Below are 24104 nucleotides of genomic sequence, written 5' to 3' on the forward strand. Positions count from 1 at the left end.
GCGACCCAGAAGAAGATGATGTCGAATCCGGTGACCAGCACCGAGGTCGGATAGAAGGCGTTCAGACGATCGGTCTGCTCGGGCCAGCCGAGCGTGCTGAAGGGCCAGAGTGCTGAGCTGAACCAGGTGTCGAGCACGTCCGGGTCCTGGAGCAGGACAACCTCGGGGCCGAAGTCGTGGCGCTCGCGGACCGCGTCCTCCGAGCGGCCGACATAGACGTTGCCTTCCACGTCGTACCAGGCCGGGATCCGGTGCCCCCACCAGATCTGGCGGCTGATGCACCAGTCCTGGATGNNCTGATCGGTCAGATAGGGCTCGATGACTGCGCCCGAGCGATCGCCGCGCGGCTGCTGAAGCCGATGCTCCTTCACCGCCGCGAGCAGGCCGAGCGCGTCCAGATCGGCGACGATCAGCTTGCGCGCCTCGTAACGGTCCAGACCCACATAGGCGGCGGGCAGCAGCGCGCCCTCCTCGGGCTGGTTGTCGCGGATCGCGGCATCCGGGGTGAGGATGTTGATCAGACCGCCGTGCGGCTGATCGGCGATCCCGGTCTCGTCGCGATGGCGCAGCCAGACCTGATGGTCGTTGAAGTCGTGCGCGGGCGTGATCTTCACGCAGCCGGTCCCGAACTCCGGATCGGCGTGCTCGTCGGCGATGACGGGGATGCGCCGACCGGTCAGGGGCAGCTCGACGAATTCACCGATCAGATGTCTGTAGCGCGGGTCTTCCGGGTTGACGGCCACGGCGCAGTCCCCGAGCAGGGTCTCGGGGCGGGTGGTGGAGACGACCAGATGCGCCGGTCCCGTCGCGCCGGACGGCAGCGCCAAGGGATAGCGGATGTCCCACATGTGCCCGGACTCTTCCTCCGAGATGACCTCCAGATCGGAGACCGCCGTGTGCAGTGCCGGATCCCAGTTGACCAGGCGCTTGCCGCGGTAGATGAGCCCCTCTTCGAACAGGCGCACGAAGACCTCGCGCACCGCGTTGGAGAGGCCCGTGTCCATGGTGAAACGCTCGTGCTGCCAGTCGAGCGAGGAGCCGAGACGGCGCAGCTGGCGTGTGATGTTGCCGCCGGATTCCTGTTTCCACTCCCAGACGCGCTCGATGAAGGCATCGCGTCCCAGATCGTGACGGGTTTGGCCGGCGGCCTCCAGTTGGCGCTCGACCACCATTTGGGTGGCGATCCCGGCGTGATCCGTGCCCGGCTGCCAGAGTGTGCGATCGCCTTTCATCCGGTGATAGCGCACCATCGTATCCATGATGGTGTTGTTGAACCCATGACCCATGTGCAGGCTGCCGGTCACGTTNNCGTTCGGCGGCGGGATCATGATGCAATAGGCTCCGCCGCCCGCGCCTTCGTCTCGGGTGCTCCCGGTCTGGTCGGCCGGGACGAAATAGCCCTTCTCTTCCCAGAGGCGATACCGGTTTTTCTCGAGGGTTTGGGGGTCGTAGTTCTTATCCAGCATGATGATGTCGCCGTCTGCGAAGCGCGTTCGAATGAAGTCGCGAGTATAACCGAAGGCGCCCGGCGCTTAGGGGACGCTCAACTCGGATGGAGCGCTGCAGCGCCGGCGGTTTAAGATCAACCGGGAATTTGCACGGGGGACGCGGTCAGGCGTGATGGGAGTCGAGGACAGACACAGGGGGCCCTTCAGCGGGCCGACCGGTTGGATCGAGGAGATCGGCTTCGCCGCGATCGCCCTTGCAAGCTGTCTCGGCCTCTATTTGAAGATCCTGCTCGGACGGACACGTTTGGACATGCCGGCCTTCACCGCATCCTTGCGTCAGGCAGGGCTCTCCATTCTGCCGGCCATCACCTTGGTTACCGCCTCGCTCGGTCTGATCCTCGGTCACCAGATCGAGTCGATCCTGACGGAGCTGGACCTGCCCGGGCTCGTGGTCTTGACGCTGACCTACGCGACCGTCATGGAGTTGGTGCCGATCCTGGTGGGGATCCTGGTGGCCGGTCGGGCCGGCGTTGCGCTCGCGGTCCGGCAGGCGACGCTGACGGTGACCGGCGAGATGGACGGACTGCTCGCAAGCGGCATCCACCCCGTCCAGTTTACGGCCGGTCCGGTCCTGCTTGCGATGTTGCTCATGAGCTTCGCATTCGTGGTTTGGGGGACCTTGGTGACCTTCGCTGCGGCCGGTACCTGGTTGTGGACGATGGCCGGGATCTCCCCGGCGTTGCTCTTCGAGTCGTTGATCCGGGCGCTCAGCGTCGGTGCTCTGGTCGAGGCGTTGGTGAAGCCCTTGCTGTTTGCGCTCTTGATCGCCCTGATCGCCACCGTCAACGGCACCGGCGCAGGGCGCAACCCGGAGGGCATCTCGCGCGCCGCGACGCGGACCATGATCGGGGCTGTCTCGGCGATCCTGGTGGCTGACCTTCTGTACATCCTGTTTTTGCGGGTGTGATGCGGCAGCCTCCAGCCTCCGGCTTCCGGCCTCCTGCCTCCGGCGAAACCGTGCTGCGGTGTGCAGGTGGGGTCGGACAAGACCTTGCGCGGCGATGGCGGCCTCGGCGGGCGTCATGACTGCGGCACTGGTGCTCGATGCTGTTTATCAGCATGTCGGCGGGCGCATGGCCTTGGACGATATCCGGCTCTCGCTGCACGAGGGTGCTTGGCTGTTGATCTGCGGTCCCAACGGCGCGGGGAAGACGCTCTTGACCCGATTGATCTTGGGACTGGATCGGCCCTCGGCGGGTACAATCGAGGTCCTGGGGCAGGATCTGAGTCGGCTCGGCGAGGCCGCGATGGTGCGTCTGCGCGGCGACATCGGTGCGGTACTGCAGCGCGGCTCCCTGCTCGCCGATTACAGCGTGCTCGACAACCTCCTGCTGCCCCTGCGCAACGCGCCCATGACCCGTTACGACATGGCCCGGGCAGCGCGTTTGGTGATGACCTTGCTGGGGCTGGACGGACTGGAGAATCACATGCCGCGCGGACTCTCCTTGGGCCAACAGAGACGGGTGGAGCTGGCGCGTGCGCTGATCCACCAGCCCAAGCTGCTGGTCTGGGACGGCCTTTCGGACGGGCTCGACCCGAGCGTCGCCCGCGAGACCTTGGATGTCTTGCGCACTTTGAGGGAGAACCGCAATCTGACCCTGATCGCCACCGACAACGTGCCGGATGTCTTGGCCGGAGCCGCCGATCGGGTTGCCGTGATGGAGCGCGGCCGTCTGCTGTTCGAGGGCACGCCGCAGGGGCTCGAGTCCGCCGGCGCGACCCGTCTGGATCTGCGTGCAGCCCTGTGGGGACATCCATGACCGAGCACCCGGCTCCTGCGGATCGCCGGCTGGATCGGCTCTATTCCCCGCCCGAGATCGGCGCGCCGGGCAAACGTCGGGCGCGGGCGGAACGTCGCGATCTGCTGTTTTCCGGCATCTTCGTCATTGCGATGGCCGCCTTTGCCGTCGCTGCATTTACCCTGGTTCTACCCGGTCTGTTCGGGAAGACCTACCGTCTGCAGGCCTACTTCCCCGACGCAGACGGACTCGATGCCGGGCTTCAGGTCGTCCAGGAAGGCTATGTCATCGGTCTGGTCGAGCGCGTCGAGCCGGTCTTTCCGAGCGCCGATGCCCATCGGCTCCATTGCCCGGCGCCGTCTGCCGACATGCCGGCGCGCTCGCCGAGACTGCCGTGTTTCCGAGCGACCCTGCGGATCCGCGACAATTGGCCGATCCCGCAGGGCAGTCAGGCGCAGTTGGCGCCGCTGGGTCTCCTGAAGGGACAGGCCGTCAGTATCCGGCCCGGCGGCTCCGCGGAGCTCTATGCCGACGGTGCCGTGATCGAGGCCAAGGCACCCGATATCGACCTGGCCGAGCGGCTCGCGGTGCTGACCGAGACGGTACGTCGAGTGGTCGAGGAGAGCATCGCTCCGACGCTCGCGAGCATCCGCGACCAGGTCAAGACCATCGAGCTGTTGATCGGCACCGGGGAGGACCAGGGCGAGAATCGCGATCGGCTTGCGGGCGCCTTCGAGAATCTCCGGCTTCTGTCGGAAAACCTTGTCACGGCGGTCGACCCGGATGCGATCGGCGCCATCCTCGGCTCGGTGGAAGAGATGTCGGCGAGCCTCGCGCTCATCACCGGCGACATGACCGGCAGTACCGAGGACATCCGGCGTGCGGTGGCCGATTACGGTGATCTGGCGGTAGATATTCGGGGCTTGGTCAACGAGAACCGCCCGGCCATACAGAGCTCCCTCGACGACACTCAGTTCCTTCTGCAGTCACTCTCCGCCGCCTTGACCCCCATCTTGATCAACATCGAGGACGCGAGCCGCAACCTCTCGGCCCTCGCGCGCGACCTGCGCGGGAATCCCGCCCTGATCATCAAGGGTCGAGAGCAAGAGGAGCAGGCGCCATGGTTCCGTTGAGGTTCGGTCGCCCGCATCAGAGGACCGCAAGCCGCATTGCGACGCGCTCGAGCCGGTCGCTGAAACGATTGACGAGGCCATTTCAACGCTCGATGTCCGATAAGATCGCTCTACGCCGCTCGCCCCATGTTCTCACGGCGCTGATTGTCGTGCTGCTTGCGGGTGGTTGCGGGTCGTCCGCGCCCATGCGGTCCGACCTCTTTTATTCGCTCGACCCCGATCCGTTGGAGTCTCCGGTCGGCGCGCCGCTGCCGGGCACCTTGCTGGTGTCGGATCTGGCCGCGCGCGGCTTCTTGGGCGGGCGGCAGATCGTCTTCCGCACCGAGGCCGAGCCTCTGCAGGTGCAGCGTTACGACGACCTCCTCTGGGCCGACCCCGTACCGCGCGCCCTCTCGCGCAACCTGGTCCGTGCCGTGCGTCACGCGCAGATCTTCGAGTTCGCCTTGATCACGGCCGACCGTGCCCGTGCGGACTACCTGCTCGGCGGCGAGGTGGAGCGTTTCGAGCACCTGCCGACGGCGACGCCGCCGCGGGTGGTCGGCGCGCTCAACCTGGCGCTGGTGCGCGCCGACGACCGTCGCTCTGTCTGGGACCGCAGCTACCGTGGAGAGGTCGAGGTACAGGGCGATACGCCTGAGGCGATGGCCGAGGCATTCAACCGACTGGCGGCCCTGCTGGCCGCCGATGTGGTGCGCGACCTTCGAACGCTGCCCGGAGCCGCGCGCTCCTCGGTGAGGCCATGATCGGCGCGATGGGATCGGTCTTGTGGGTCTGCCCGGACGGTGTCGATGCGACCTGATCGGTTTGCGGCGCTCTATCCCCGCGGTCTGGATCGGATGCGCGTCGCCTGGGATCATCTGCGCATCCCGGGGCCGCCGGCCGAGTATGCCCTGACCCGCACCGAGGTCGAGCACCCCGACCCGGAGCGACGCTTCGCCCGCCGCACGATTGGGGAGATCCTCTGCGACGGCGACCGGCTGGCCCTGATCGACAAGGCGTCGCCCCACAGCCTCTTCGACCTCATGGTGTCCGAGATCTCGGATCCTCCGAAAGCCACGCCCTGTGCGGTCGAGCCCGTCACCGGCCGCGTCCTCTGGCGAACCGGCCTCGCCTTCGTGCGTTTCGTCTCCGACCCGGATGTGATACACCGCTTCGATCTGGACGACGGCGAGCTGCATCTCGCGCTCAACTGCGACCCCAACACGCATGACCGCGAGAGCGTGCAGGCGGCCAAACAGTTTCATCTCCATCTCCTTTACTGGAGCGGCGAGGCGTTGAAGCCGCTGGAGCGCGCGGGGCGATTCGGCGCCGTCGCGGATGTCCGGCTACGCCGTCAAGCCATCGACCCGCTCGCCTTCCTCGGTGCGCACTTGATCCACGGGTCGCTGGCCGAATTCGACCTCGGCATCCCGGGTGCCCGGCTGGCGATGCCCGACGAGCGGTTGACGATCCGCGGCGACCGGCCGCTCGGCTGCCTGATCGAGCTGCCCGGTTGGCAGGTGCTCGGCGATCCCGCTTTCGAGGATCTCATCCGGCGTCTGCATCGGCGCCTCGAGTTGCTTGCGGCCGATCTGCTCGAGGTCTTCACCGGGCAGCGGCGCGCGCCGTCGCCCTGGCATCGCCATGCGCTGCGCCCTCATGCGGACATCGCACGCGGTCTCGGCGCGCTGCCCGTGTCCGCCCGGATTCGGGCCGGGCTGCGCGAGCTGTCCCTGGCGCTCCGAGACCTTCCCGTGTCGACCGCCCGCCGCTTGGAGCGGAGCGACGCGCGCCGGCGCATGGATCTCATGACGCTGAATCAGCCCTGCTACGCCCTGAATCTCCATGCCTCCGAGCGCAACCGTCCAGGTGCAACGCTCAACGACGCCGCGCTCGTGCACCTGACCATCCAGCCGAAGCTCTTCTCGGGCATCGGCGGGGCCGGTCTGCTCGAGCTCGGCGGTGTTCCCAGCGTGCGGATCCTGCGTGGCGAGGGTCGCTCGAGCGTCGAGAGCTGGCATCGCCGAGGCCGGTTCCAACGCGCGTTCGCCGAGTTCAATCAGTGCCTCCAGGGCGATCATCCGGACATCCGTTTCCGGCCACTCAAGCGGTTCGTCGACCCGAGTACCGGTTGGGCGTGAGCGCGGATGGATTTCTCCGATTTTGCCCATCTCTGGATCTTCTTCTCGCTGGCGTCGGCGTTCTTTCATGCGTCTCGCCTTGCGGTCACCAAGCATCTCAGCCTCGACTTCTCCACCGAGGTCCTGACGCTTTACGTCAACCTCAGCAGCCTGGTCATCACCCTGCCGCTGATCCTCTGGTCTCGCGATTTCCCCTTCCATCAGCCGGCCTATGTCATGGCGATCCTCGGCGGGGGCATCTTGTCGGCCTTCGGCGGATGGGCGTTGAACGCAGCGCTGCACAAGACCGAGGTCTCGCTGGTCGGACCCCTGATGACGCTCACGCCGGGGTTCGCGATCCTGATCGAATGGCTCATCACCGGCGCCTTGCCGGCGTCGGTCGGGCTGATCGGTGTGGTCCTGTTGGTGGGCGGGGGCTACATCCTGAGCCTCGGCGATCACGAGGTGCGCTGGTATCTCCCCTTCAAGCGACTGGTGACGGACCCGGGCAGCGTGCTCGGGCTCATTGCTGCCGCCTGCTTCGCCGCTGCGAGCGTGGTCGGGCGGATCGGCATCCAACTGAGCGATCCGCTGTCGTTTGCCGTGGTCGTCGCCATCGTCAACCCGATGGTCATCTTCGTCCTCTTCAGCCTTCGCGACCGGGGCTTCTATCGGCAGATCTTCACGCAACAGGCGCGCCGTCGCATCCGCCCCCTGTTGGTCCTCGGGGCGCTATTCGCGCTCATGCGCATCGCCGATCAGATCGCGCTCAGCCTGACGTTGGCCTCCTATGCCATGGCCGTGAAGCGCACCGCCGGGATCTTCTCCGTCGTCCTCGGGCGTTGGTTCTTCAACGAGCACCATGTCGTCATCAAGCTGATCGGCGCCGCCGTCATGCTGCTCGGGGTGTTGGCGTTGACGCAGAAGTAGGCTAAGCCGCGCCTGACGCGGTATGCGATGTTTTTGGGTTGGATCAGCCACGTCAGATTCGGCGAGGGTCGGAGTCTGCGCGGTTTAAGCCGACGTTCAGCGGTTTGCGGCGAGCCCGGCTGTCGGATTAGGCTGCGCTCATCCGACCTACGGGATGTCTCGGCGTGTGGAAGGGAGATCGGGATGACGATCGTGGTGATTGCCGAAAAGCCGAGCGTTGCCCGCGATATCGCGCGCGTGTTGGGTGCACGTCGCAAGGGCGAGGGGTTTCTCGAGGGCAACGGGTATCGGGTGACCTGGGCGATCGGACACCTGATCCATTTCGCCGAGCCGGACGAATACGGCGAGGTGCAGGGTATCGACTGGGCCGGGCGGTGGTCGGCGGATCAGCTCCCGATGATCCCCGACGCCTGGAAGCTCGAGACCTCGAAGCAGACTGCGGCCCAATTCAAGCTCGTCAAGGCGCTCATCACGGCACCCGAGACCAAGCGACTGGTATGCGCGACGGACGCCGGACGCGAAGGCGAGCATATCTTTCGCCTCATCTATCAGCACGCCCGCTGTAAAAAGCCGTTCGACCGACTCTGGATCTCCAGCCTGACCGACGAGTCGATCCGCGAGGGCTTTCGCGCGCTGCGTCCGGGCCAAGCCTACGATCATCTCGCCGATGCTGCGCGCGCCCGTGCGCAGGCGGACTGGCTGATCGGCATGAATCTCACGCGGGCCTACACGGTGCACAACCGGGTGCTCTGCACGATCGGGCGGGTGCAGACGCCGACCCTGGCAATGATCGTCGCCCGCGATCAGGCGATTGCGTGCTTTACCAAGGCATTCTTCTATGAGTTGGTGGCGCATCTGAGCACTTCGGATGCGGCGCACTTCGATGCCCGTTACATCCGCGACGGCGAGACACGCATCGACAAAAAGGAGGAGGCCGAGCGGCTGTATCGCGAGCTGAGCCCGCACCACACCGGCACGGTCACCAAGGTCGAGAAAAAGATCCGCGCCGTCCGCCCGCCGCCGCTCTACGACCTGACCAATCTGCAACGCGATGCCAATCGGCGCTTCGGCTTCACCGCCGCGCAGGTGCTCGAACAGGCCCAGGCGCTCTACGAGACCCACAAGCTCATCAGCTATCCGCGCACCGAGAGCCGCCACATCTCGGAGGATATGCTGCCCGAGCTGCCGGGCATCCTGACGGGCCTGCAACACCCGCTCGCCGCCGAGGCGTTGGAGCGGCTCCAGTCCGGTCATCGGCTGGGCAAGGCATACGTGGACCGCACCAAGCTGACTGACCATCACGCCATCCTGCCGACCGGCAAGACGCCGTCGCCCGATCTGCCCGCGCCGCTGCGCAAGATTTACGACCTGGTGGCGACGCGCTTCGTGGCGGTCTTTCTACCGGATCAGCGCATCGAAGAGACGCGGGTGGAGATCGCGATCGGGGATGCGACCTTCCTGGCGCGTGGTGCGGTAGTGCTGGAGCCCGGCTGGAAGCGGGCGGAAGCTGCGGGGCATGCGCAGCGCCGGGCCGAGCCGGCTCCGGGTGCGGTGCCGGTCGAGGGCAATGGCGCCGACGAGACCGGCGAATCAGGCGTCCTGCCGCCACTGGTGCAGGGACAGGAGCTGGCCGTCGACAGCCTGGAGGTGCAGGAGAAGGAGACCCAGCCGCCGCGTCACTATGATGATGCGACCCTCCTGGCGGCCATGAAGAATGCCGGTCGCGAGATCGAAGACGACGCCCTCGCGGCCGCGATGAAGCAATCCGGGCTGGGCACGCCTGCTACGCGCGCCGAGATCATCGAAAAACTGATCCGCACCCGTTATGTCGAGCGTCAACGCAAGCAGTTGCACGCTACGCCGAAAGGAATGGCCCTGATCGGCTTGGTCGACCCGGCGCTGCGCAGCCCCGAGCTGACGGCCGAGTGGGAACAACGCCTCAAAGACGTCGAGCATGGCGAGCTGGCTGTGGATGTCTTCTATCGGCAGATCCTGGACTTCCTGCGCGACCTGGTGCCGCAGATTGCGCAGGGCCCGGCGATGTCGGCCGAGCAGGCGGCAGCCGAGCGCGCCGAGCGTCCGTCGAGCAAGGGTGCGCAGAGAGGGAAGGCAGGAGGCACGCGCAAGTCCGCTCGGTCGAGCCAGGGCGGCGCCTCGGTTAAATCCTCGCGTGGATCGGGCGAGTCGGAAGCGCGAGGACTCGGCGCCTGTCCGATCTGTCGCGAAGGCGAGGTCACCGAAAACGCTCGCGCCTATGGCTGTAGTCGGTATCGCGAGGGTTGCGGATTCACCGTTTGGAAGACAGTCGCCGGGTTGTCGCTGACACAGGACCAGGTGCGCCGGCTCATCGCGCAAGGTCGGCTGCCGCGAATCGAGGGCTTCACGTCGAAGGCAGGCAAGCCTTTCTCCGCCGGGCTACGGTTGGATGCGGCCGGGAAAGTGGTCTTCGATTTCGAGGCCGAGGCGACCGATACCGGGTCGGCTGAGGCGGCCGTCGAGGGGGGGCAGGGGGCTCGCAAGAGCGCTCGACCCAACCGAGGCCGGCGGACGGCCCCGGCAACCTCGGAAGATGCGAAGGACGTCCGCGCGCCGATCTCCTCGATTCGCGACAACCCCCTCGTCTGCCCGAAATGCGGCCAGGGCAGGATCATCGAAGGCCGACGCGGATTCGGCTGCAACCGGTTCCGCGAGGGCTGCGATTTTGTGGTCTGGAAGACCTACGACGGCCGGGATCTGAATGAAACCGACATCCGCGACCTGATCGAGCAGAGGCGCACGCGGCCGATTCAAGGCGGCGCGGCCGGCGTCGGTTCGGTCCGGCTGCGTCTCGATGCGCAGTGGCAGGTCGTGACCGAGACCGATGCGAGTACAAGATCGGCATGACGACGGATCTCATCGAGCACGAGGGCTTCAAGGTCCACGACGTCAACCTGGTCGCCGAGTACAACATCGCAGGGGAGATCTGGAGCGTCCTGCCCCTGCTCGACGAGCTGGGTCTGCGTGTGCTCTGCAGCCTCTCCGGGGACGCGTGCTTCCACGAGGTGCAGACCCTGCACCGCGCGGAGGTCGATATGATGGTCTGCTCCAAGGCCATGATCAACGTCGCGCGCAAGCTCAAGGAGACCTCGAGGGCAACTTCTAAGGCGTCGCGGATGTCTCGCAGGCGCTGCGCGATGTTGCGCGGATTATCGACGACCCGGATCTCACCCGTCGCACCGAGGCCCTCATCGCCCGCGATGAGGCCAAGATCCACGCGGCACTCGAACCCTATCGGACTCGAGCGGACGATTGACCGGCGGGCCATCCGCCCGGGAAGGATGCGCTCGACTGCATCGTGTGAGACCCTGCCTGCTCGGTGGATCGGGCGGGGCGCCGCTCGATCGGCCTGAGCGGATCGGCCGGTCGAGTGATCTGTCGGATTCGCTGTCCGATCAGGCGGTAATGGGCACGATTGTGATATCGACCCGGCGGTTGAGCTGCCGGCCCGCTTCCGTCTCGTTCGATGCAATCGGTTGATTCTTGCCGTACCCGGAGGCGATGATGCGCTGCGGCAAGACCCCGTCCGACTCCATGTAGTACTGAACGGCACCTGCGCGCCGCTGGGAGAGGAGTTGGTTGTGCTCCGCCGAGCCGGTGCTGTCGGTATGACCGGAGATCAAGAGCTCGGTTTTGCCGTACTTGCTGACGATCGCCGAGATCTTGTCCATGGTGCTGTAGAAGCCCGGCTGGATGCGGTCGGAATCGATCTCGAAGGTGGTTGCACCCGTCATTCGGACCAGCAGTTGATCGTTCGGCAGCTTCTGCACGCTGATCATGCCACTGGCGATCTCATCGGCGAGCGCCTTTTCGAAGTCCTTGCGTTGGTTCTCCATGTAGGCGCCGACGGCGGTTCCGATCAGGGCCCCCCCGACCGCGCCGATCAATGCGCCGCGTCCCGCATTGGCGCTGAACGAGCCGATGATTGCACCCGCGGCGGCGCCTCCGGCGGAGCCGAGCGCCGCGCCCGCGCCGGTCTCGGTCAGGCCGGAGCCGTCGGCGGCACAGCCGACGACCAGGACGGCGGCAAGGGCGGAGGCGGCGAGGCGTTTGAAGGGACGTAATGTCATCTGGGTGCTCCCGTGGCGAGTCGTGATCAAGGTGGAATTTGTGACCGCCGATCATAGCAGAGGCGCGCGGGCCTCGTGTCGCGGAGAAACGGCGGGAATCACCTCTTTTCATGCTGTACTGCCAGGGCATCGGCGCAAACCGCTCATGTGATCTCTCACAAGCTGCGCACCGTTGCGTATCGTTGCGAGCGCTTGTCTCGGGACCGAGCGACACAACATGTTCTCGAACCCAACCAAACCCGCGGGACATCGGATCGATGCTCAGACTCGTCGTCAACCTCGTCGCCTTCCAGATCGCCTGGTTCGCCTGTGTGCTGGGCGGTGCGCACGGATGGCCTTGGCTCGGGGTCGGCGTGGCCGCGCTGGTCGTTGCCTTGCACCTTTGGATGTCCGAGGCGCTGCGTCGCGAGGTGATGCTGTTGGTGATCGTCGGCGCCATCGGCGCCGTTTGGGACGGATTCCTGGTGCGCTTCGGGTTCCTCGAGTATCCGTCGGGTATGCTGCTGCCCTGGCTCGCCCCGGTCTGGATTGTCGCCATGTGGGTGGCGTTTGCGACGACCCTGAACGTGGCGCTGAGCTGGCTGAAGGGGCGTTGGTCCCTGGCGGTCGTGCTCGGCGCGATCGGCGGGCCGCTCGCCTTCTACGGCGGGCACAAGCTCGGCGCCGTCGCCTTCCCGGACACGTTCGTGGCGATGGCCGTCCTGGCAGGCGGCTGGTCCTTCCTGATGCCGCTGAGCGCCCGGCTGGCGCAGCGGTTCGACGGCGCGGGTTTTCCGAAGGCCCCTGCTTTGGCCCCACTCACGCAGGACAGTGCACATGTTTGATCTCGATCTCTATCTCGCCGGCTTGGGGGCCGCGCTCGGGATGGGTCTCGGCGCCTGGCTGGTCAGCTTGAAGCTGAACGACGTCAGTATCGTCGACTCGCTCTGGTCGCTGTTCTTTCTGCTCATGGCCGCGGTCTTCTTGCTCGGCGCGCCCGAGGCGGGCGAGCGCGCCTACCTGGTCTTCTTCCTGGTCACGCTCTGGGCGGTGCGCCTGAGCGTTTTCATCACCAAACGCAATTGGGGCCACGGCGAGGACCGGCGCTACCAGGCGATCCGGGCGGAGAACGAGCCGGGTTTTCGCTGGAAAAGCCTCTACATCGTCTTCGGTCTTCAGGCGATCCTCGCCTGGATCATCGCGCTTCCGCTGCTCGCGGCGACACTCGGTACCAACCCGCTCGGGTGGCTGGACTATGCGGCTCTGACCCTTTGGCTGATCGGGCTCTTCTTCGAGGCGGTCGGCGACCAACAGCTCGCCGACTTCAAGGCTCGGCCCGAGAATAAGGGCAAGGTCATGGATCAAGGGCTTTGGCGCTACACCCGTCATCCTAATTATTTCGGCGAGGCATGCATCTGGTGGGGCTATTTCCTCTTTGCGCTCGCGGCCGGCGGCTGGTGGACGATCGTCTCGCCGGTGCTCATGACCTTCCTGCTGCTGCGCGTGTCCGGGGTGGCCTTGCTGGAGAAGGACATCGGCGAGCGCCGGCCGGCTTACCGCGACTATATCGCGCGGACCAACGCCTTTTTTCCGGGGCCGCCGCGGCGGGTCCGGGATGATTCGAATCGTTGAGAAATGAGGTACCGGGAGAGATGCAGATGGAAACAGGACAACGCTGGTTGAGGTCGCCACCCGCGACCGGGCAGGACAGTCGGGCGCCTGCAAGCCGTTGGCGGTCGGCTGCCGCCGTGGCCCTGATGATCGGGGCTGCACCCTTCGCCTCCGCCAACACCGAGTCGGGGAGTTTTCGGTTCAAGGTCTATCTGGATCAGGATCCGATCGGCGAGCACAGCTTCGATATCCGTGCGCTCGGCGAGGATGCGCAGGTGTCGAGCCGGGCCAGCTTCGACATCAACTTCTGGATCTTCACCGCCTACAGCTACCGTCACGAGAGTCGCGAGACCTGGCGCGACGGCTGTCTGCAGACGATCGACGCCAGCACGGACGACAACGGCAAAGACTACCGTGTGCGCGGCGAAGACAGTGGGAAGTCGCTCGCACTGTCGGTGAACGGCGAGTCGCGGCGTCTGCCCGGCTGCGTCATGACCTTCGCCTATTGGGACCGTGATTTTCTAAAGCAGGACAGACTCCTGAACCCTCAGACCGGCGAGCTGGTGCCGGTGCGGGTGCAGCCGCAAGGGACCGAATCCATCCGCTTCGGCAGCGAGGATGTCGCCGCTGCACGTTATAAGCTCAGCACCGACGAGCTCGAGCTTACCCTCTGGTATTCGGACAAGCACGGCTGGATCGGTCTCGAAAGCGATACCGGCAAGGGCAAGACGCTGCGTTACCAGCGGATGGCACCGACATGAAGAGACTCTCGGCTCTCTTGCTCATCACACTCGTGCTCGCTTTTGCGAGCGGCTGCACCGAAGAAGGAGGCGCACCCATGGATACCGTCAAACAGGTCGATCTCGAACGCTTCATGGGCAAGTGGTACGTGATCGCCAACATCCCGACCTTCGTGGAGAAGGGCGCCTACAACGCCGTCGAGTCTTACGCGCTCAATCCAGACGGCACCATCGCGACCACTTTCACATTCAACAAGGACGGGTTCGACGGGCCTTTGAAGACGCACAACCCGAAGGGCTTCGTGCGCGATACGAACACCAACGCACTCTGGTGGATGCAGTTCATCTGGCCATTCAAGGCGGACTTCCGCATCGTCTGGCTGGAGCCTGATTACAGCATCACCGTCATCGGCCGGGCCAAACGCGACTATGTCTGGATCATGGCCCGCGCGCCCGAGATCCCGCAGGCCAAGTACGACGAGATCGTCGCCTTCCTCGGCGGGCTCGGCTACGACACGAGCAAGATCGAGAAGGTGCCGCAGCGTTCGGGCGGGTGAGGCGTGGGCGGGGGCGTTTGCCCCCGCGCGTCCCTTTCGGGCACGCGCAGCCGTGAGATGTGCAGTGCGAGCCCGAAGTAGCGCTGTCGATTGCTTGACATACCGTACGGCCTTGGTCAACTGCGGCCGCGGATGAGTTTTTTCGTTGCCCTGTCGGTATCCCCTTCCTTATCCTCCCCCGATTCGGGTCGACCGACCCGCCTGCAGGCAGATCGCATCATGTCCGTCAACGTTTGGCTCAAGTCCCATCGTCCGCTCGCCGGTGCGGCGCTCAAGCGCACCATCGGGTTCGGAGTAGTGCAGGGGCTGCTTGCCATCGCACAAGCCTGGTTGCTCGCCTTGATCCTGAACGCCGTGATCTTCGAAGGCGCGGGTCTGACCGAGATCGGGCACTTGATGGCGGTCCTGCTGGGGCTCTTCCTGGTGCGCGCCTTCAGCGTCTGGCTGGGCGAGCGTTCGGCCTTTCAAGCCGCCGCCTTGGTCCGCTCCGGGTTGCGCGATCAGGTCTTTCGCCACCTGCAACGGCTCGGTCCGCGCTATCTGGCCAACGAGCGCAGCGGCGCCTTGGTCGAGACGCTCACCAAGGGGATCGATGACCTGGAGGGTTATTACGCCCGTTTTCTCCCGGCCATGACCCTGACGATGATCCTGCCCGTGGTGATCCTGGTCGTGGTCTTTCCGGCGGACTGGGTGGCGGGTGCGGTCATGCTGGTCACCGCGCCCCTGATCCCGCTCTTCATGATCCTCATCGGATCGAGTGCTCAGTCCAAGAATCAGCGCCAATGGAAGGAGCTCGCGCGCATGAGCTCGCACTTCCTCGACGTCATCCAGGGCCTGACGACCCTGAAACTCTTCGGCGCGAGCCGTCGCGAGGCCGACGAGGTCGCGCGCATCTCCAATGCCTATCGCAGCAGCACCATGCAGGTCTTGCGGGTCGCCTTTCTCTCCTCGGCCGTTCTGGAGTTCTTCGCCGCCATCGGCATCGCCATTATCGCTGTGTTCGTCGGCTTTCGACTTTACGGACTGGTGATGCCGATGCCGGATTGGCTGACGGCGCTCCCCGAGATCACCTATCTGCAGGGCCTCTTCATCCTGATGTTGGCGCCCGAGTTCTACGCTCCCCTGCGCAACATGGGGATCCAATACCACGCGCGCATGGCTGCCGCCGCTGCTGCCGAGCAGATGATGCGGGTCCTGGATGCCGAGCCGGAGACGCGATCCGCACCCGATGCGAACGCACCTGAGCGAGCTGCGTCCGGTCATGCCCCGCTGCAGGCTCCGCGCCCCTTCGGTCTGCGTTTTCAGGACGTGCATTTCAGCTACGAAGCGGGCCGCGACGCACTGTGCGGTATGGACTTCGAGGTTCCGGGCGGTGCCCGTGTCGCGCTGGTCGGGACCAGCGGGGCCGGCAAGACCACGGTGATCAATCTTCTGCTGGGCTTTCTCTCGCCGGCCTCGGGACGAATCCTGATCGGCGAGCAGGCACTCGCCGACCTCGATCTCGCGCAGTGGCGCAGCCACCTCGCCTGGGTTCCCCAGCAGCCGCGTCTCTTTCAGGGGACGATCGGCGACAACATCCGGCTCGGTCGCCCGGATGCGGATCTCGAGTCGGTCCGTGCGGCGGCCCGTCGCGCCCGTGCTGCCGAGTTCATCGAGGCATTGCCCGCGGGCTACGACAACCTGGTCGGCGAGCGCGGCGCCGGTCTCTCGGGCGGTCAGATCCAACGCATCGCACTCGCCCGTGCCTTTCTGCGCGATGCCCCGCTGGTGATTCTGGACGAGGCCACCGCCAACCTCGATCCCGAAAGCGAGCGTCTGGTCCAGGAGGGCATCGAGGAGCTGGCCAAGGGTCGCACCCTCTTGGTCGTCGCCCACCGACTCGCGACCGTGCGCCGCGCCGACCGCATCCTGGTGCTCGAATCGGGCCGGGTGGCCGAGTCCGGGACGCACGAGACCCTCTCCGCGTTGAACGGGCTCTACGCTCGGATGATTGCGGCCTACGGCCAAACCGCACCTGCGCAGGCCGACCTTTGGAATCCGGGGCAGGAGAACGACCGATGAAGGAGCTGTTGCGTCTTTGGGGTCTGTTTCGGCCCTATCGCGGCTGGATGATCGCCGGCACCCTGATCGCTCTCCTGACCCTGATCGCCAACGTCGCGCTCATGGCCTTGGCGGGCTGGTTCATCACCGCCATGGCCGTGGCAGGTGTCGCCGGAGTCGCCATCAACTACTTCGCGCCCGCCGCCTTGATCCGCCTGAGCGCCGTCATGCGCACCGCCGGCCGCTACGCGGAACGCCTGGTCAACCACGAGGCCACCTTCCGGTTGATCGCCGAGCTGCGGGTCTGGTTCTACCGCCATCTCGAGCCGCTGGCCCCCGCGCGTCTGCAGCAGTATCACAGCGGCGACCTGCTGAGCCGCATCCGTGCCGACATCGACGCCTTGGACAATCTCTATGTTCGCGTGCTGGTGCCGGTGGCGGTCGCCGCCATCAGCGCTGTGCTCTTCTTCGTCTTCCTGCTGCTGCACGACCCGCTGCTGGCGCTCTCCGGGCTCGCCTTCCTGCTGATCGCCGGTGTCGCCTTGCCCGTCTGGTCGCAAGGGCGCGGTCAGGCCCCGGGGCGTCGGCTCGCCGAGGACGAGGCCGAGCTGCGTGCGGCCGTCATCGACGGGGTTCAGGGCATGGCCGAGCTGACGATCTACGGGGCCAACGCGCGCCAAGCCGAGCGTATCGACGGCCTGGGTCGGCGCCTGATCGCCGATCAAGCCCGCTTGAGCAGCGATCACGGCGTCACCCAGGCGGCGGTCGGTCTGAGCGCGAGCCTGAGCCTCTGGGTGCTGCTCTGGCTGGGCATCCCCATGGTGCACGAGGGTACCCTGATGCCCCCGCAGCTGGCCATGCTCGCACTCTTCACGCTTGCGAGCTTCGAGGCCGTCGCCCCCTTGCCCCAGGCCTTCCAACTTCTCGGGCGGACGCTGGCCGCGGCGCGGCGGATCTTCGCCATCGTCGATACGGATCCGCCCGTCGTCGAGCCGACCGCACCCTCGCCCCGACCGGAGCGTTTCGACATCCGCTTCAGCGGTGTCGGGTTCAGCTATCCGGGTGCGGCGACGCCCGCCGTCGCCGACATCGATCTCGATGTCCCGCAGGGCACCCGTGCCGCAGTCGTCGGCGCCACCGGTTCGGGCAAGAGCACGCTCTTCAACCTGCTGCTGCGCTTCTGGGAGCCGGACGCCGGCGACATCAGCATCGGCGGTCACTCCATCACGACCTTCCGCGGCGACGACCTGCGCAGCCATATCGCGGTGGTCAGCCAGCAAACCTATCTCTTCGACACCACCATCCGCGAGAATCTGCAGATCGCCGCGCCCGAGGCCACGCAGGAGGCGATCGAGGCGGCCTGCCGCGTCGCCCAGATCCACGACTTCATCAGCGCGCTGCCCGACGGCTACGGCACCTGGGTGGGTGAGACCGGGGTGCGTCTCTCCGGCGGACAGGCGCGACGCATCGCCGTTGCCCGCGCACTGCTCAAGGATGCCCCCATCCTGCTGCTGGACGAACCCACCGAGGGCCTCGATGCCGAGACCGAGCGCAGCCTCATGCAGGCGCTCGATCGGCTCATGGTCGGACGCACCGTGCTGCTCATCACCCACCGTCCCGCCGGGCTGGACTGGGTCGACCGCGTTCTCGTCCTCGACAACGGGCGCGAGGTTGCGCGCGGCGATTCCAAGGTCATCCCGGAAGCCACGCAAGGGGCCTTGCTGCGAGACGTCGCGGGCGCGGTGGCGTAAGCTGGCGGTGAGCAAGCACATCCCGGCACAGGACAATCCTACCCAACCCGCGGCGCTTCTTCACATCGGTCTCGACGACGATCTGCAGGGCGAGCTGGCCCGTTGCCGGGAGGGCAGGACAGCCGTCGCGTGGAAGGGTTTCGGCGCACGGAGGCGGGGGATTGGCGCCACGAGATCATCGAGGATGGCGACCTGACCTTCACCTGCGGTGACCTCCGGGTGCGCCTGTCCGTGGCCGATCTTTGCGAAGATGTCGTACTCGAAGGTTGAAGGCGCCCTGGTCCTCGGGGATGTCCTTGACATGCCGATGCCCGTGGCTGTTAATTGATTCGCAGGACTACGAACAACCAGGAGGGACTATGAGCGAAGAAGAAGCCGTTAGCTGTGCTCGCGTGTCGAGCTCCGTTGCCGGCGACCCCTCGTCGGAAACCGCCGCGCCGGCAGAATCGAGCGGCAAACAAGAGGTAACCGTCATGAGTGTGCGCGTGGGGCAGAAGGCCCCTGATTTTACTGCACCGGCCTACCGCAAGGGCGGATTCACCAGCCTGAAGCTGTCGGACTTCTCCGGCAAGTGGGTGATGCTCTGTTTCTATCCCGGTGATTTCACATTTGTCTGAGCAACTGAAGTGTCGGCGGTCGCCGCGAATTATCAGAAGCTGCAGGATCTCGGTGTTGAAGTCATCTCGGTCAGCGTGGACAGCCACTTCGTCCACAAGATCTGGAACGACGAGGAATTGAGCAAGATGGTGGAAGGCGGTGTGCCCTTCCACATGGTTGCGGATCAAGCGGGGAATGTCGGTCGCGCCTACGGCTGCTGGGACGAGAGCCAGGGTGTCGAGCTGCGCGGGCGTTTCATCATCGATCCCGATGGTGTGATCCAGGCGATGGAGGTGATGACGCCGCCGGTCGGGCGCAAGCTCGCCGAGACGATTCGGCAGATTCAGGCCTTCCAGCACGTGCGCGCCACCGGCGGGAAAGAAGCCTGTCCCGCCGGCTGGGAGCCGGGCAAGCCGACCCTCACGCCCGGCCCGGATCTGGTCGGAAACGTCTGGAAGGTGTGGAACCCGTCCATGGAATAGCCGGCTTGCATGGGCCGGCTGGTCGAAACCCCGCCCGGTGGCGGGGTTTTTGTTGGAGCGACAAATGTTAAAATTTTTGAGTAGCTTAAACCGCGCCGGCTCCAACGGTCGTCAAGTCTGCCGAGACCGATCCCATCCAAAAACATCGCATACCGCCTCGGGCGCGGTTTAGGATGAATCCACTTTCGAACCTTCCCTCAGTCAGTCGCCTGCTCGCGGATGCGCAGATCCTCGCCCTGGTCGATCGCCACGGGCTTGCGGTGATTACGCGACTCGTGCGCGAGACGTTGGCCGAGGCCCGCGATGCCGCGCGCGCCGGTACGCCCGTGCCCGACGTCGCGACCCTGATCGCCCGGGTCGATGTCGACGCCGCGACGCTCGCACGACCGAATCTGCGACCCGTCTTTAACCTCACCGGCACGGTGCTGCATACCAACCTCGGCCGTGCATGCCTGCCGGAGGAGGCCGTCACCGCGCTGGTCTCGGCCGCCCGCGGGCCCTGCGCACTTGAGTACGCGCTCGCCGACGGCGGACGCGGCGATCGAGACGACATCGTCGAGGAGCTGCTGTGCGAGCTCACGGGTGCGGAGGCTGCGACAGTGGTCAACAACAATGCCGCCGCCGTCTTTCTGCTGCTCAATACGCTGGCGCGAAAGAAGAAGGTTGTCGTTTCCCGCGGCGAGCTGATCGAGATCGGCGGCGCCTTTCGCATCCCCGATATCATGGAGCGCGCCGGTGCAAAGCTGGTCGAGGTCGGGACCACCAATCGCACCCATCTGGCCGACTTTGCCGGTGCCATCGGCGCACGCACCGCCATGCTGATGAAGGTCCACACCAGCAACTTCGCGATCCAGGGCTTCACCCACGCCGTGCCGGAGCGCGAGCTGGCCGCGCTGGCCCACGCGCACGGCCTGCCCTTCGTCGTCGATCTCGGCTCGGGCACCCTGACCGAACTCGAACGCTGGGGACTACCGCACGAGCCGACACCCCGCGACTGTCTCGGCGCGGGCGCCGACCTGGTGACCTTCTCGGGCGACAAGCTGCTCGGCGGCCCCCAGGCCGGTCTGCTGGTCGGGCGCAGGGATCTGATCGACGCGATCAAGACAAACCCGCTCAAGCGAGCACTGCGGGTCGGCAAGATCACCCTGGCCGCGCTCGAAGCCGTGCTGCGTCTGTACCGCGACCCCGATCGTCTCCAGGACCGCTTGACGACCCTACAGCTCCTGACCCGCCCGGAGGCGGACATCCGGGCCGCGGCCGAACGTCTGCTGAACCACTTGCGTGCGTCCCTCGTCGCACTGCCGGTGACCCTGGACATCGTCCCGCTTAAGTCGCAGATCGGCTCCGGCTCGCTGCCGGTCGATCGCCTGCCCTCATGCGGATTCGCCATCCGCCCGCACGGCAAGAAGGGCGGCGTGCTTCATCGCATCGAGGCCGCGCTGCGCGGCCTGCCTCGCCCGGTCATCGGCCGCATCGAGGACGGCGCGCTGCTGCTCGACCTGCGCTGTCTGGCACCTGCGGATGAACCCGAGCTGATGGCCCAGCTTCCGACACTGAGCGGAGTGCTCGCCGCATGCTGATCGGGACCGCCGGACATATCGACCACGGCAAGACCACGCTGGTCAAGGCGCTCACCGGCGTGGATGCCGATCGGCTGCCGCAGGAGAAGGCGCGCGGCATGACGCTGGATCTGGGTTACGCCTACAGCCTGCTCGCCGACGGCGGGGTGCTCGGCTTCGTCGATGTGCCGGGGCATGAAAAACTCATCCACAACATGCTTGCCGGCGCCACCGCGATCGACCTGGTGTTGTTGGTCGTCGCTGCCGACGACGGACCCATGCCCCAGACCCGCGAGCACCTCGAGATGCTCGATCTGCTCGGCATGACCCGGGGTGCGGTCGCACTGACCAAGACCGATGCGGTTGCGCCCGAACGGCTCGACATGGCTCGCGCGGAGGTGGCCGAACTCTTGGTGGGCACGGGACTCGCCGGCAGCCCGGTGTTTGCGCTCTCGGGTCGCACCGGAGAGGGCGTAGACGCCCTGCGTGCGCATCTGGAGACGACTGCAGCCAACTTCGTTCGGCCCCCGTCGGGAGGCGGTTTCCGTCTGGCCATCGATCGCGCCTTTTCGCTCACGGGCGTCGGGACGGTCGTCACCGGCACCGCGCATACCGGGGCCATCGGCGTGGGCGAGACGGTCACGCTCGCCCCGCCTGGTCTGAAGGCGCGCGTGCGCGGTCTGCATATGCAGGACCGCCCCGCCGCGCGCGGCCAGGCCGGAGACCGCTGCGCACTGGCGCTCAAAGGCGACTTCGAGAAGAAGGATATCGCGCGCGGCATGTGGCTGGTCGACCCGAGCCTCGCCGTTGCGCTGAACCGCTTTCACGGCGAGCTGCGCGTGCCGGCCGGACGGGCGCCCTTGCGGCATATGCAGTCCGTCCATGTGCATCTGGGGACCGAAGACATCGTCGGGCGGGTTGCACTGCTCGATTGCAGGGAGGTGGGCGCGGGCGAGCGGGCCCTGGCGGAGATCCTGCTGGAGCGCGACACCCTGGCCCTGCGGGGCGACCGCTTCGTGCTGCGCGACGCGGGCGCGCAGCGCACCGTTGCAGGGGGCAGGGTGCTCGACATCTTCCCGCCCACACGCCACAAGCGCACGCCCGAGCGCCTGGACCTGCTCGATCGCCTGCGGAACGACGATCCGGCCGTCGCCCTCGCCTTCCTCGCCGATCAGGCCGCGAACGGGATCGACCTCTCGCGCTTCGCACTCGCCTGGAACCTCGGCGAGGCGGAGTTTGACGCACTCCAGCGCCATCACGGCCTGCGCGTGAGTCGCGACGGCGATACCCTGCTCGGCATCGCCCCGGCGGCCTGGACCGGACTCCGGGACAGGCTGATCGATGCCCTGACGCAGGAGCATGCACGCGCCCCCGACATGATCGGTGTCGAGCGCGAGCGGTTGCGCCGCATGACCTCGGTCAAGCTCGCTCGTCCCTTGTTCGATGCGCTCTGCGCCGAGCTGATGGCCGCGGGGGAGATCGCGCAGACGCGGACCTGGCTGCACCTGCCGGATCATCGCGCCAGCGTGACCGAAAGCGATCGCCTCCTGTTCGCCGAGCTCAGAACCTTGCTGGATGCCCGGCCCTACAATCCGCCGCGGGTGCGCGATGTCGCCGACGCAACCGGGACGCCGGAGCATCAGGTACGACGACTCTTCAAACGACTCGCCCGAGCCGGCGAGCTGTATCCCGTCGCCCACGATCACTATTTCACCGCCGACGCCGTCGCCGAGCTGGCCGATATCGTGCGACGACTCGCCGAGGAGCAGGATGCGGTGCGGGTCGCGCCGTTTCGCGACGCCATCTACCCTGCCGGCGAGGGGGGCCGAAAGGTAGCCGTTCAGATCCTCGAATTCTTCGACCGCATTGGCTACACTCGCCGGGTCCGCGACGAGCACCTTCTGCGGTCCGACAGCGCGGCCCGGCAGTGGGCCGACCGATGATGATTGTGTTTGGAAGAGATCGTTCCCCGGTGGGGCGCCCGGTCTTCAAAACCGGGAGGGGCGGCCATGCGGTCCCTGGTAGGTTCGACTCCTGCTCTCTTCCGCCAACCCCTTCCCGACCCTTTCGTACCCCCGCCGAGCCCTCTCCAATCAAGCGTGTGGTCTCGCGGGAACACGACGCACGTGCTTCGTTGGCGCCCCCTTCACGACCACCGACGGCGCTGATTCCCGAGCGTCTCAACGACACCGGAGCACCTCGATGAAGACCCTGGACGATATCGCCCAAGCCCACATCCGTCTGACCGAGTACAGTCACGGCTCCGGATGCGGCTGCAAGATCGCGCCGAAACTCCTCGACGACATCCTCAAGAGCGCGGCCATCATGCCGCCGGACGCCCGGCTGCTGGTGGGTTACGGCTCCAGAGACGATGCCGCCGTGTATGATCTGGGCAACGGGACGGCGGTCATCTCCACGACGGACTTTTTCATGCCCATCGTGGATGACCCCTTCGAGTTCGGACGGATCGCGGCCACCAACGCCATCAGCGACATCTACGCCATGGGCGGTCGCCCTCTCATGGCCATCTCCATCTTCGGCTGGCCGATCGACAAGCTCGGGCCCGATATCGCGCGTTCGGTGATCGACGGTGGCCGCAAGGCTTGTCTGGATGCGGGTATCCCGCTGGCCGGGGGGCATTCCATCGATGCGCCCGAGCCCATCTTCGGGTTGGCGGTGACCGGCATTGTCGAGACCGCGCATCTCGTGCGCAACGACACGGCCGAACCAGGCTGCCGGCTGTATCTCACCAAACCCATCGGCATCGGCATCCTGACGACGGCCCAGAAACAGAAGAAGCTCCTCCCCGAGCACGCTAGACTGGCGCCGGACACCATGTGCCGGCTCAACAGAATCGGCGCCGAACTCGGCACCCTGGCCGGCGTTAAGGCCATGACCGACGTGACCGGATTCGGCCTGCTCGGGCATCTGCTGGAGATGTGTGAGGGCAGCGGGGTCGGCGCCCGGCTCGACTACGACGCCGTGCCCAAGCTCCCGCATATCGCGCTGTATCTCGAGCAGGGCTGCTCGCCGGGAGGCGCCCAACGCAACTTCGACAGCTACGGACATCACGTCGGCGAGCTATCCGAGAGCCGAAGGAAGATCCTCTGCGATCCCCAGACCTCGGGAGGGCTGCTGATCGCCGTCGCACCGCACGCGGATGCGCAAGCGCAGCTCAAGGCAATGAGTAGCGCGTTTGGACTCGATCTCAGACCCATCGGCACCCTGACCGAGTGGAGCGGAGGTCCTCTGGTCGAGGTCGTTTAGGTGCGG

Annotated in this window: 20 protein-coding genes, 1 tRNA gene and 1 pseudogene; 20 read left to right on the forward strand and 2 right to left on the reverse strand. The window is 66.1% G+C overall.

Annotated elements, in window-relative coordinates; genetic code table 11:
* On the reverse strand, positions 1–1466 hold a 1466-nt coding region (locus B4N44_RS00255; protein ID WP_296695492.1), incomplete at its 3' end, for a class I tRNA ligase family protein.
* A gap of 154 nt (positions 1467–1620) precedes the next feature.
* Here B4N44_RS00255 and B4N44_RS00260 point away from each other — a divergent pair.
* The 8 genes and pseudogenes from B4N44_RS00260 to B4N44_RS00295 all read left to right on the forward strand — a co-directional run.
* Positions 1621–2415 (forward strand): MlaE family ABC transporter permease, encoded by a 795-nt coding sequence (locus B4N44_RS00260; RefSeq protein ID WP_296695495.1) that lies wholly within the window; start codon positions 1621–1623, stop codon positions 2413–2415.
* Positions 2416–2530: 115 nt separating this feature from the next.
* Positions 2531–3268 (forward strand): ABC transporter ATP-binding protein, encoded by a 738-nt coding sequence (locus B4N44_RS00265; protein WP_296695498.1) that lies wholly within the window; start codon positions 2531–2533, stop codon positions 3266–3268.
* Positions 3265–4380 carry an MlaD family protein gene (locus tag B4N44_RS00270; RefSeq protein ID WP_296695501.1) on the forward strand — a complete coding sequence of 372 codons (1116 nt, stop codon included), beginning with the start codon at positions 3265–3267 and terminating at the stop codon, positions 4378–4380. The genes B4N44_RS00265 and B4N44_RS00270 overlap by 4 nt, the downstream gene beginning before the upstream one ends.
* Positions 4381–4472: 92 nt before the next feature.
* Positions 4473–5123: an ABC-type transport auxiliary lipoprotein family protein gene (locus tag B4N44_RS00275; RefSeq protein WP_296695504.1), complete on the forward strand. Its 651-nt coding sequence runs from the start codon at positions 4473–4475 to the stop codon at positions 5121–5123.
* A 45-nt stretch (positions 5124–5168) separates the two neighbouring features.
* The gene (locus tag B4N44_RS00280; RefSeq protein ID WP_296695506.1) at positions 5169–6500 is read left to right on the forward strand and encodes a hypothetical protein; all 1332 of its coding nucleotides are present in this window, start codon (positions 5169–5171) and stop codon (positions 6498–6500) included.
* Positions 6501–6506: 6 nt separating this feature from the next.
* Positions 6507–7409, forward strand: coding sequence for a DMT family transporter (locus B4N44_RS00285; RefSeq protein WP_296695509.1), 903 nt, complete (start codon positions 6507–6509; stop codon positions 7407–7409).
* 183 nt (positions 7410–7592) lie between these two features.
* Positions 7593–10292: a type IA DNA topoisomerase gene (locus B4N44_RS00290; protein ID WP_296695511.1), complete on the forward strand. Its 2700-nt coding sequence runs from the start codon at positions 7593–7595 to the stop codon at positions 10290–10292.
* Between the two features lie 11 nt (positions 10293–10303).
* Positions 10304–10689 (forward strand): annotated as a pseudogene (locus B4N44_RS00295) (nitrogenase component 1); the annotation flags it as partial.
* Positions 10690–10840: 151 nt separating this feature from the next.
* On the opposite strand, the gene B4N44_RS00300 reads toward B4N44_RS00295, so the two are convergent.
* Positions 10841–11515, reverse strand: coding sequence for an OmpA family protein (locus tag B4N44_RS00300; protein WP_296695514.1), 675 nt, complete (start codon positions 11513–11515; stop codon positions 10841–10843).
* Positions 11516–11772: 257 nt separating this feature from the next.
* On the opposite strand from B4N44_RS00300, the gene B4N44_RS00305 reads away from it, so the two are divergent.
* The 12 genes from B4N44_RS00305 to selD all read left to right on the forward strand — a co-directional run bounded on the left by B4N44_RS00305 (position 11773) and on the right by selD (position 24098).
* Positions 11773–12339 (forward strand): DUF2878 domain-containing protein, encoded by a 567-nt coding sequence (locus B4N44_RS00305; protein WP_296695517.1) that lies wholly within the window; start codon positions 11773–11775, stop codon positions 12337–12339.
* Positions 12332–13126: a DUF1295 domain-containing protein gene (locus tag B4N44_RS00310; RefSeq protein WP_296695520.1), complete on the forward strand. Its 795-nt coding sequence runs from the start codon at positions 12332–12334 to the stop codon at positions 13124–13126. The genes B4N44_RS00305 and B4N44_RS00310 overlap by 8 nt, the downstream gene beginning before the upstream one ends.
* A gap of 26 nt (positions 13127–13152) precedes the next feature.
* On the forward strand, positions 13153–13866 hold the full coding sequence (locus B4N44_RS00315) for a DUF6134 family protein (RefSeq protein ID WP_296695523.1): 714 nt from the start codon (positions 13153–13155) through the stop codon (positions 13864–13866).
* Positions 13863–14402: a lipocalin family protein gene (locus tag B4N44_RS00320; RefSeq protein WP_296695525.1), complete on the forward strand. Its 540-nt coding sequence runs from the start codon at positions 13863–13865 to the stop codon at positions 14400–14402. Before B4N44_RS00315 ends, B4N44_RS00320 begins: the two co-directional genes overlap by 4 nt.
* A gap of 219 nt (positions 14403–14621) precedes the next feature.
* Positions 14622–16463 (forward strand): thiol reductant ABC exporter subunit CydD, encoded by a 1842-nt coding sequence (cydD, locus tag B4N44_RS00325; protein WP_296695528.1) that lies wholly within the window; start codon positions 14622–14624, stop codon positions 16461–16463.
* Complete coding sequence (gene cydC, locus B4N44_RS00330) at positions 16460–18193, forward strand: thiol reductant ABC exporter subunit CydC (RefSeq protein ID WP_296695531.1); 1734 nt, start codon at positions 16460–16462, stop codon at positions 18191–18193. Before cydD ends, cydC begins: the two co-directional genes overlap by 4 nt.
* A 129-nt stretch (positions 18194–18322) precedes the next feature.
* Entirely contained in the window at positions 18323–18463 is a 141-nt protein-coding gene (locus B4N44_RS00335) for a hypothetical protein (protein WP_296695534.1), read from the forward strand.
* 89 nt (positions 18464–18552) lie between these two features.
* Complete coding sequence (gene prxU / locus B4N44_RS00340) at positions 18553–19272, forward strand: thioredoxin-dependent peroxiredoxin (RefSeq protein WP_296695538.1); 720 nt, start codon at positions 18553–18555, stop codon at positions 19270–19272.
* A 173-nt stretch (positions 19273–19445) separates the two neighbouring features.
* Positions 19446–20852 (forward strand): L-seryl-tRNA(Sec) selenium transferase, encoded by a 1407-nt coding sequence (gene selA / locus B4N44_RS00345; protein ID WP_296695540.1) that lies wholly within the window; start codon positions 19446–19448, stop codon positions 20850–20852.
* On the forward strand, positions 20846–22774 hold the full coding sequence (gene selB, locus B4N44_RS00350; protein WP_296695544.1) for a selenocysteine-specific translation elongation factor: 1929 nt from the start codon (positions 20846–20848) through the stop codon (positions 22772–22774). The genes selA and selB overlap by 7 nt, the downstream gene beginning before the upstream one ends.
* Before the next feature lie 11 nt (positions 22775–22785).
* Positions 22786–22881: transfer RNA gene (locus tag B4N44_RS00355), tRNA-Sec, on the forward strand.
* Between the two features lie 152 nt (positions 22882–23033).
* Entirely contained in the window at positions 23034–24098 is a 1065-nt protein-coding gene (gene selD / locus B4N44_RS00360) for a selenide, water dikinase SelD (protein WP_296695546.1), read from the forward strand.
* Positions 24099–24104: the final 6 nt, after the last annotated feature.

The sequence above is a fragment of the Thiocapsa sp. UBA6158 genome (genome assembly GCF_002423035.1).
Taxonomy (GTDB): Bacteria; Pseudomonadota; Gammaproteobacteria; order Chromatiales; family Chromatiaceae; genus Thiocapsa.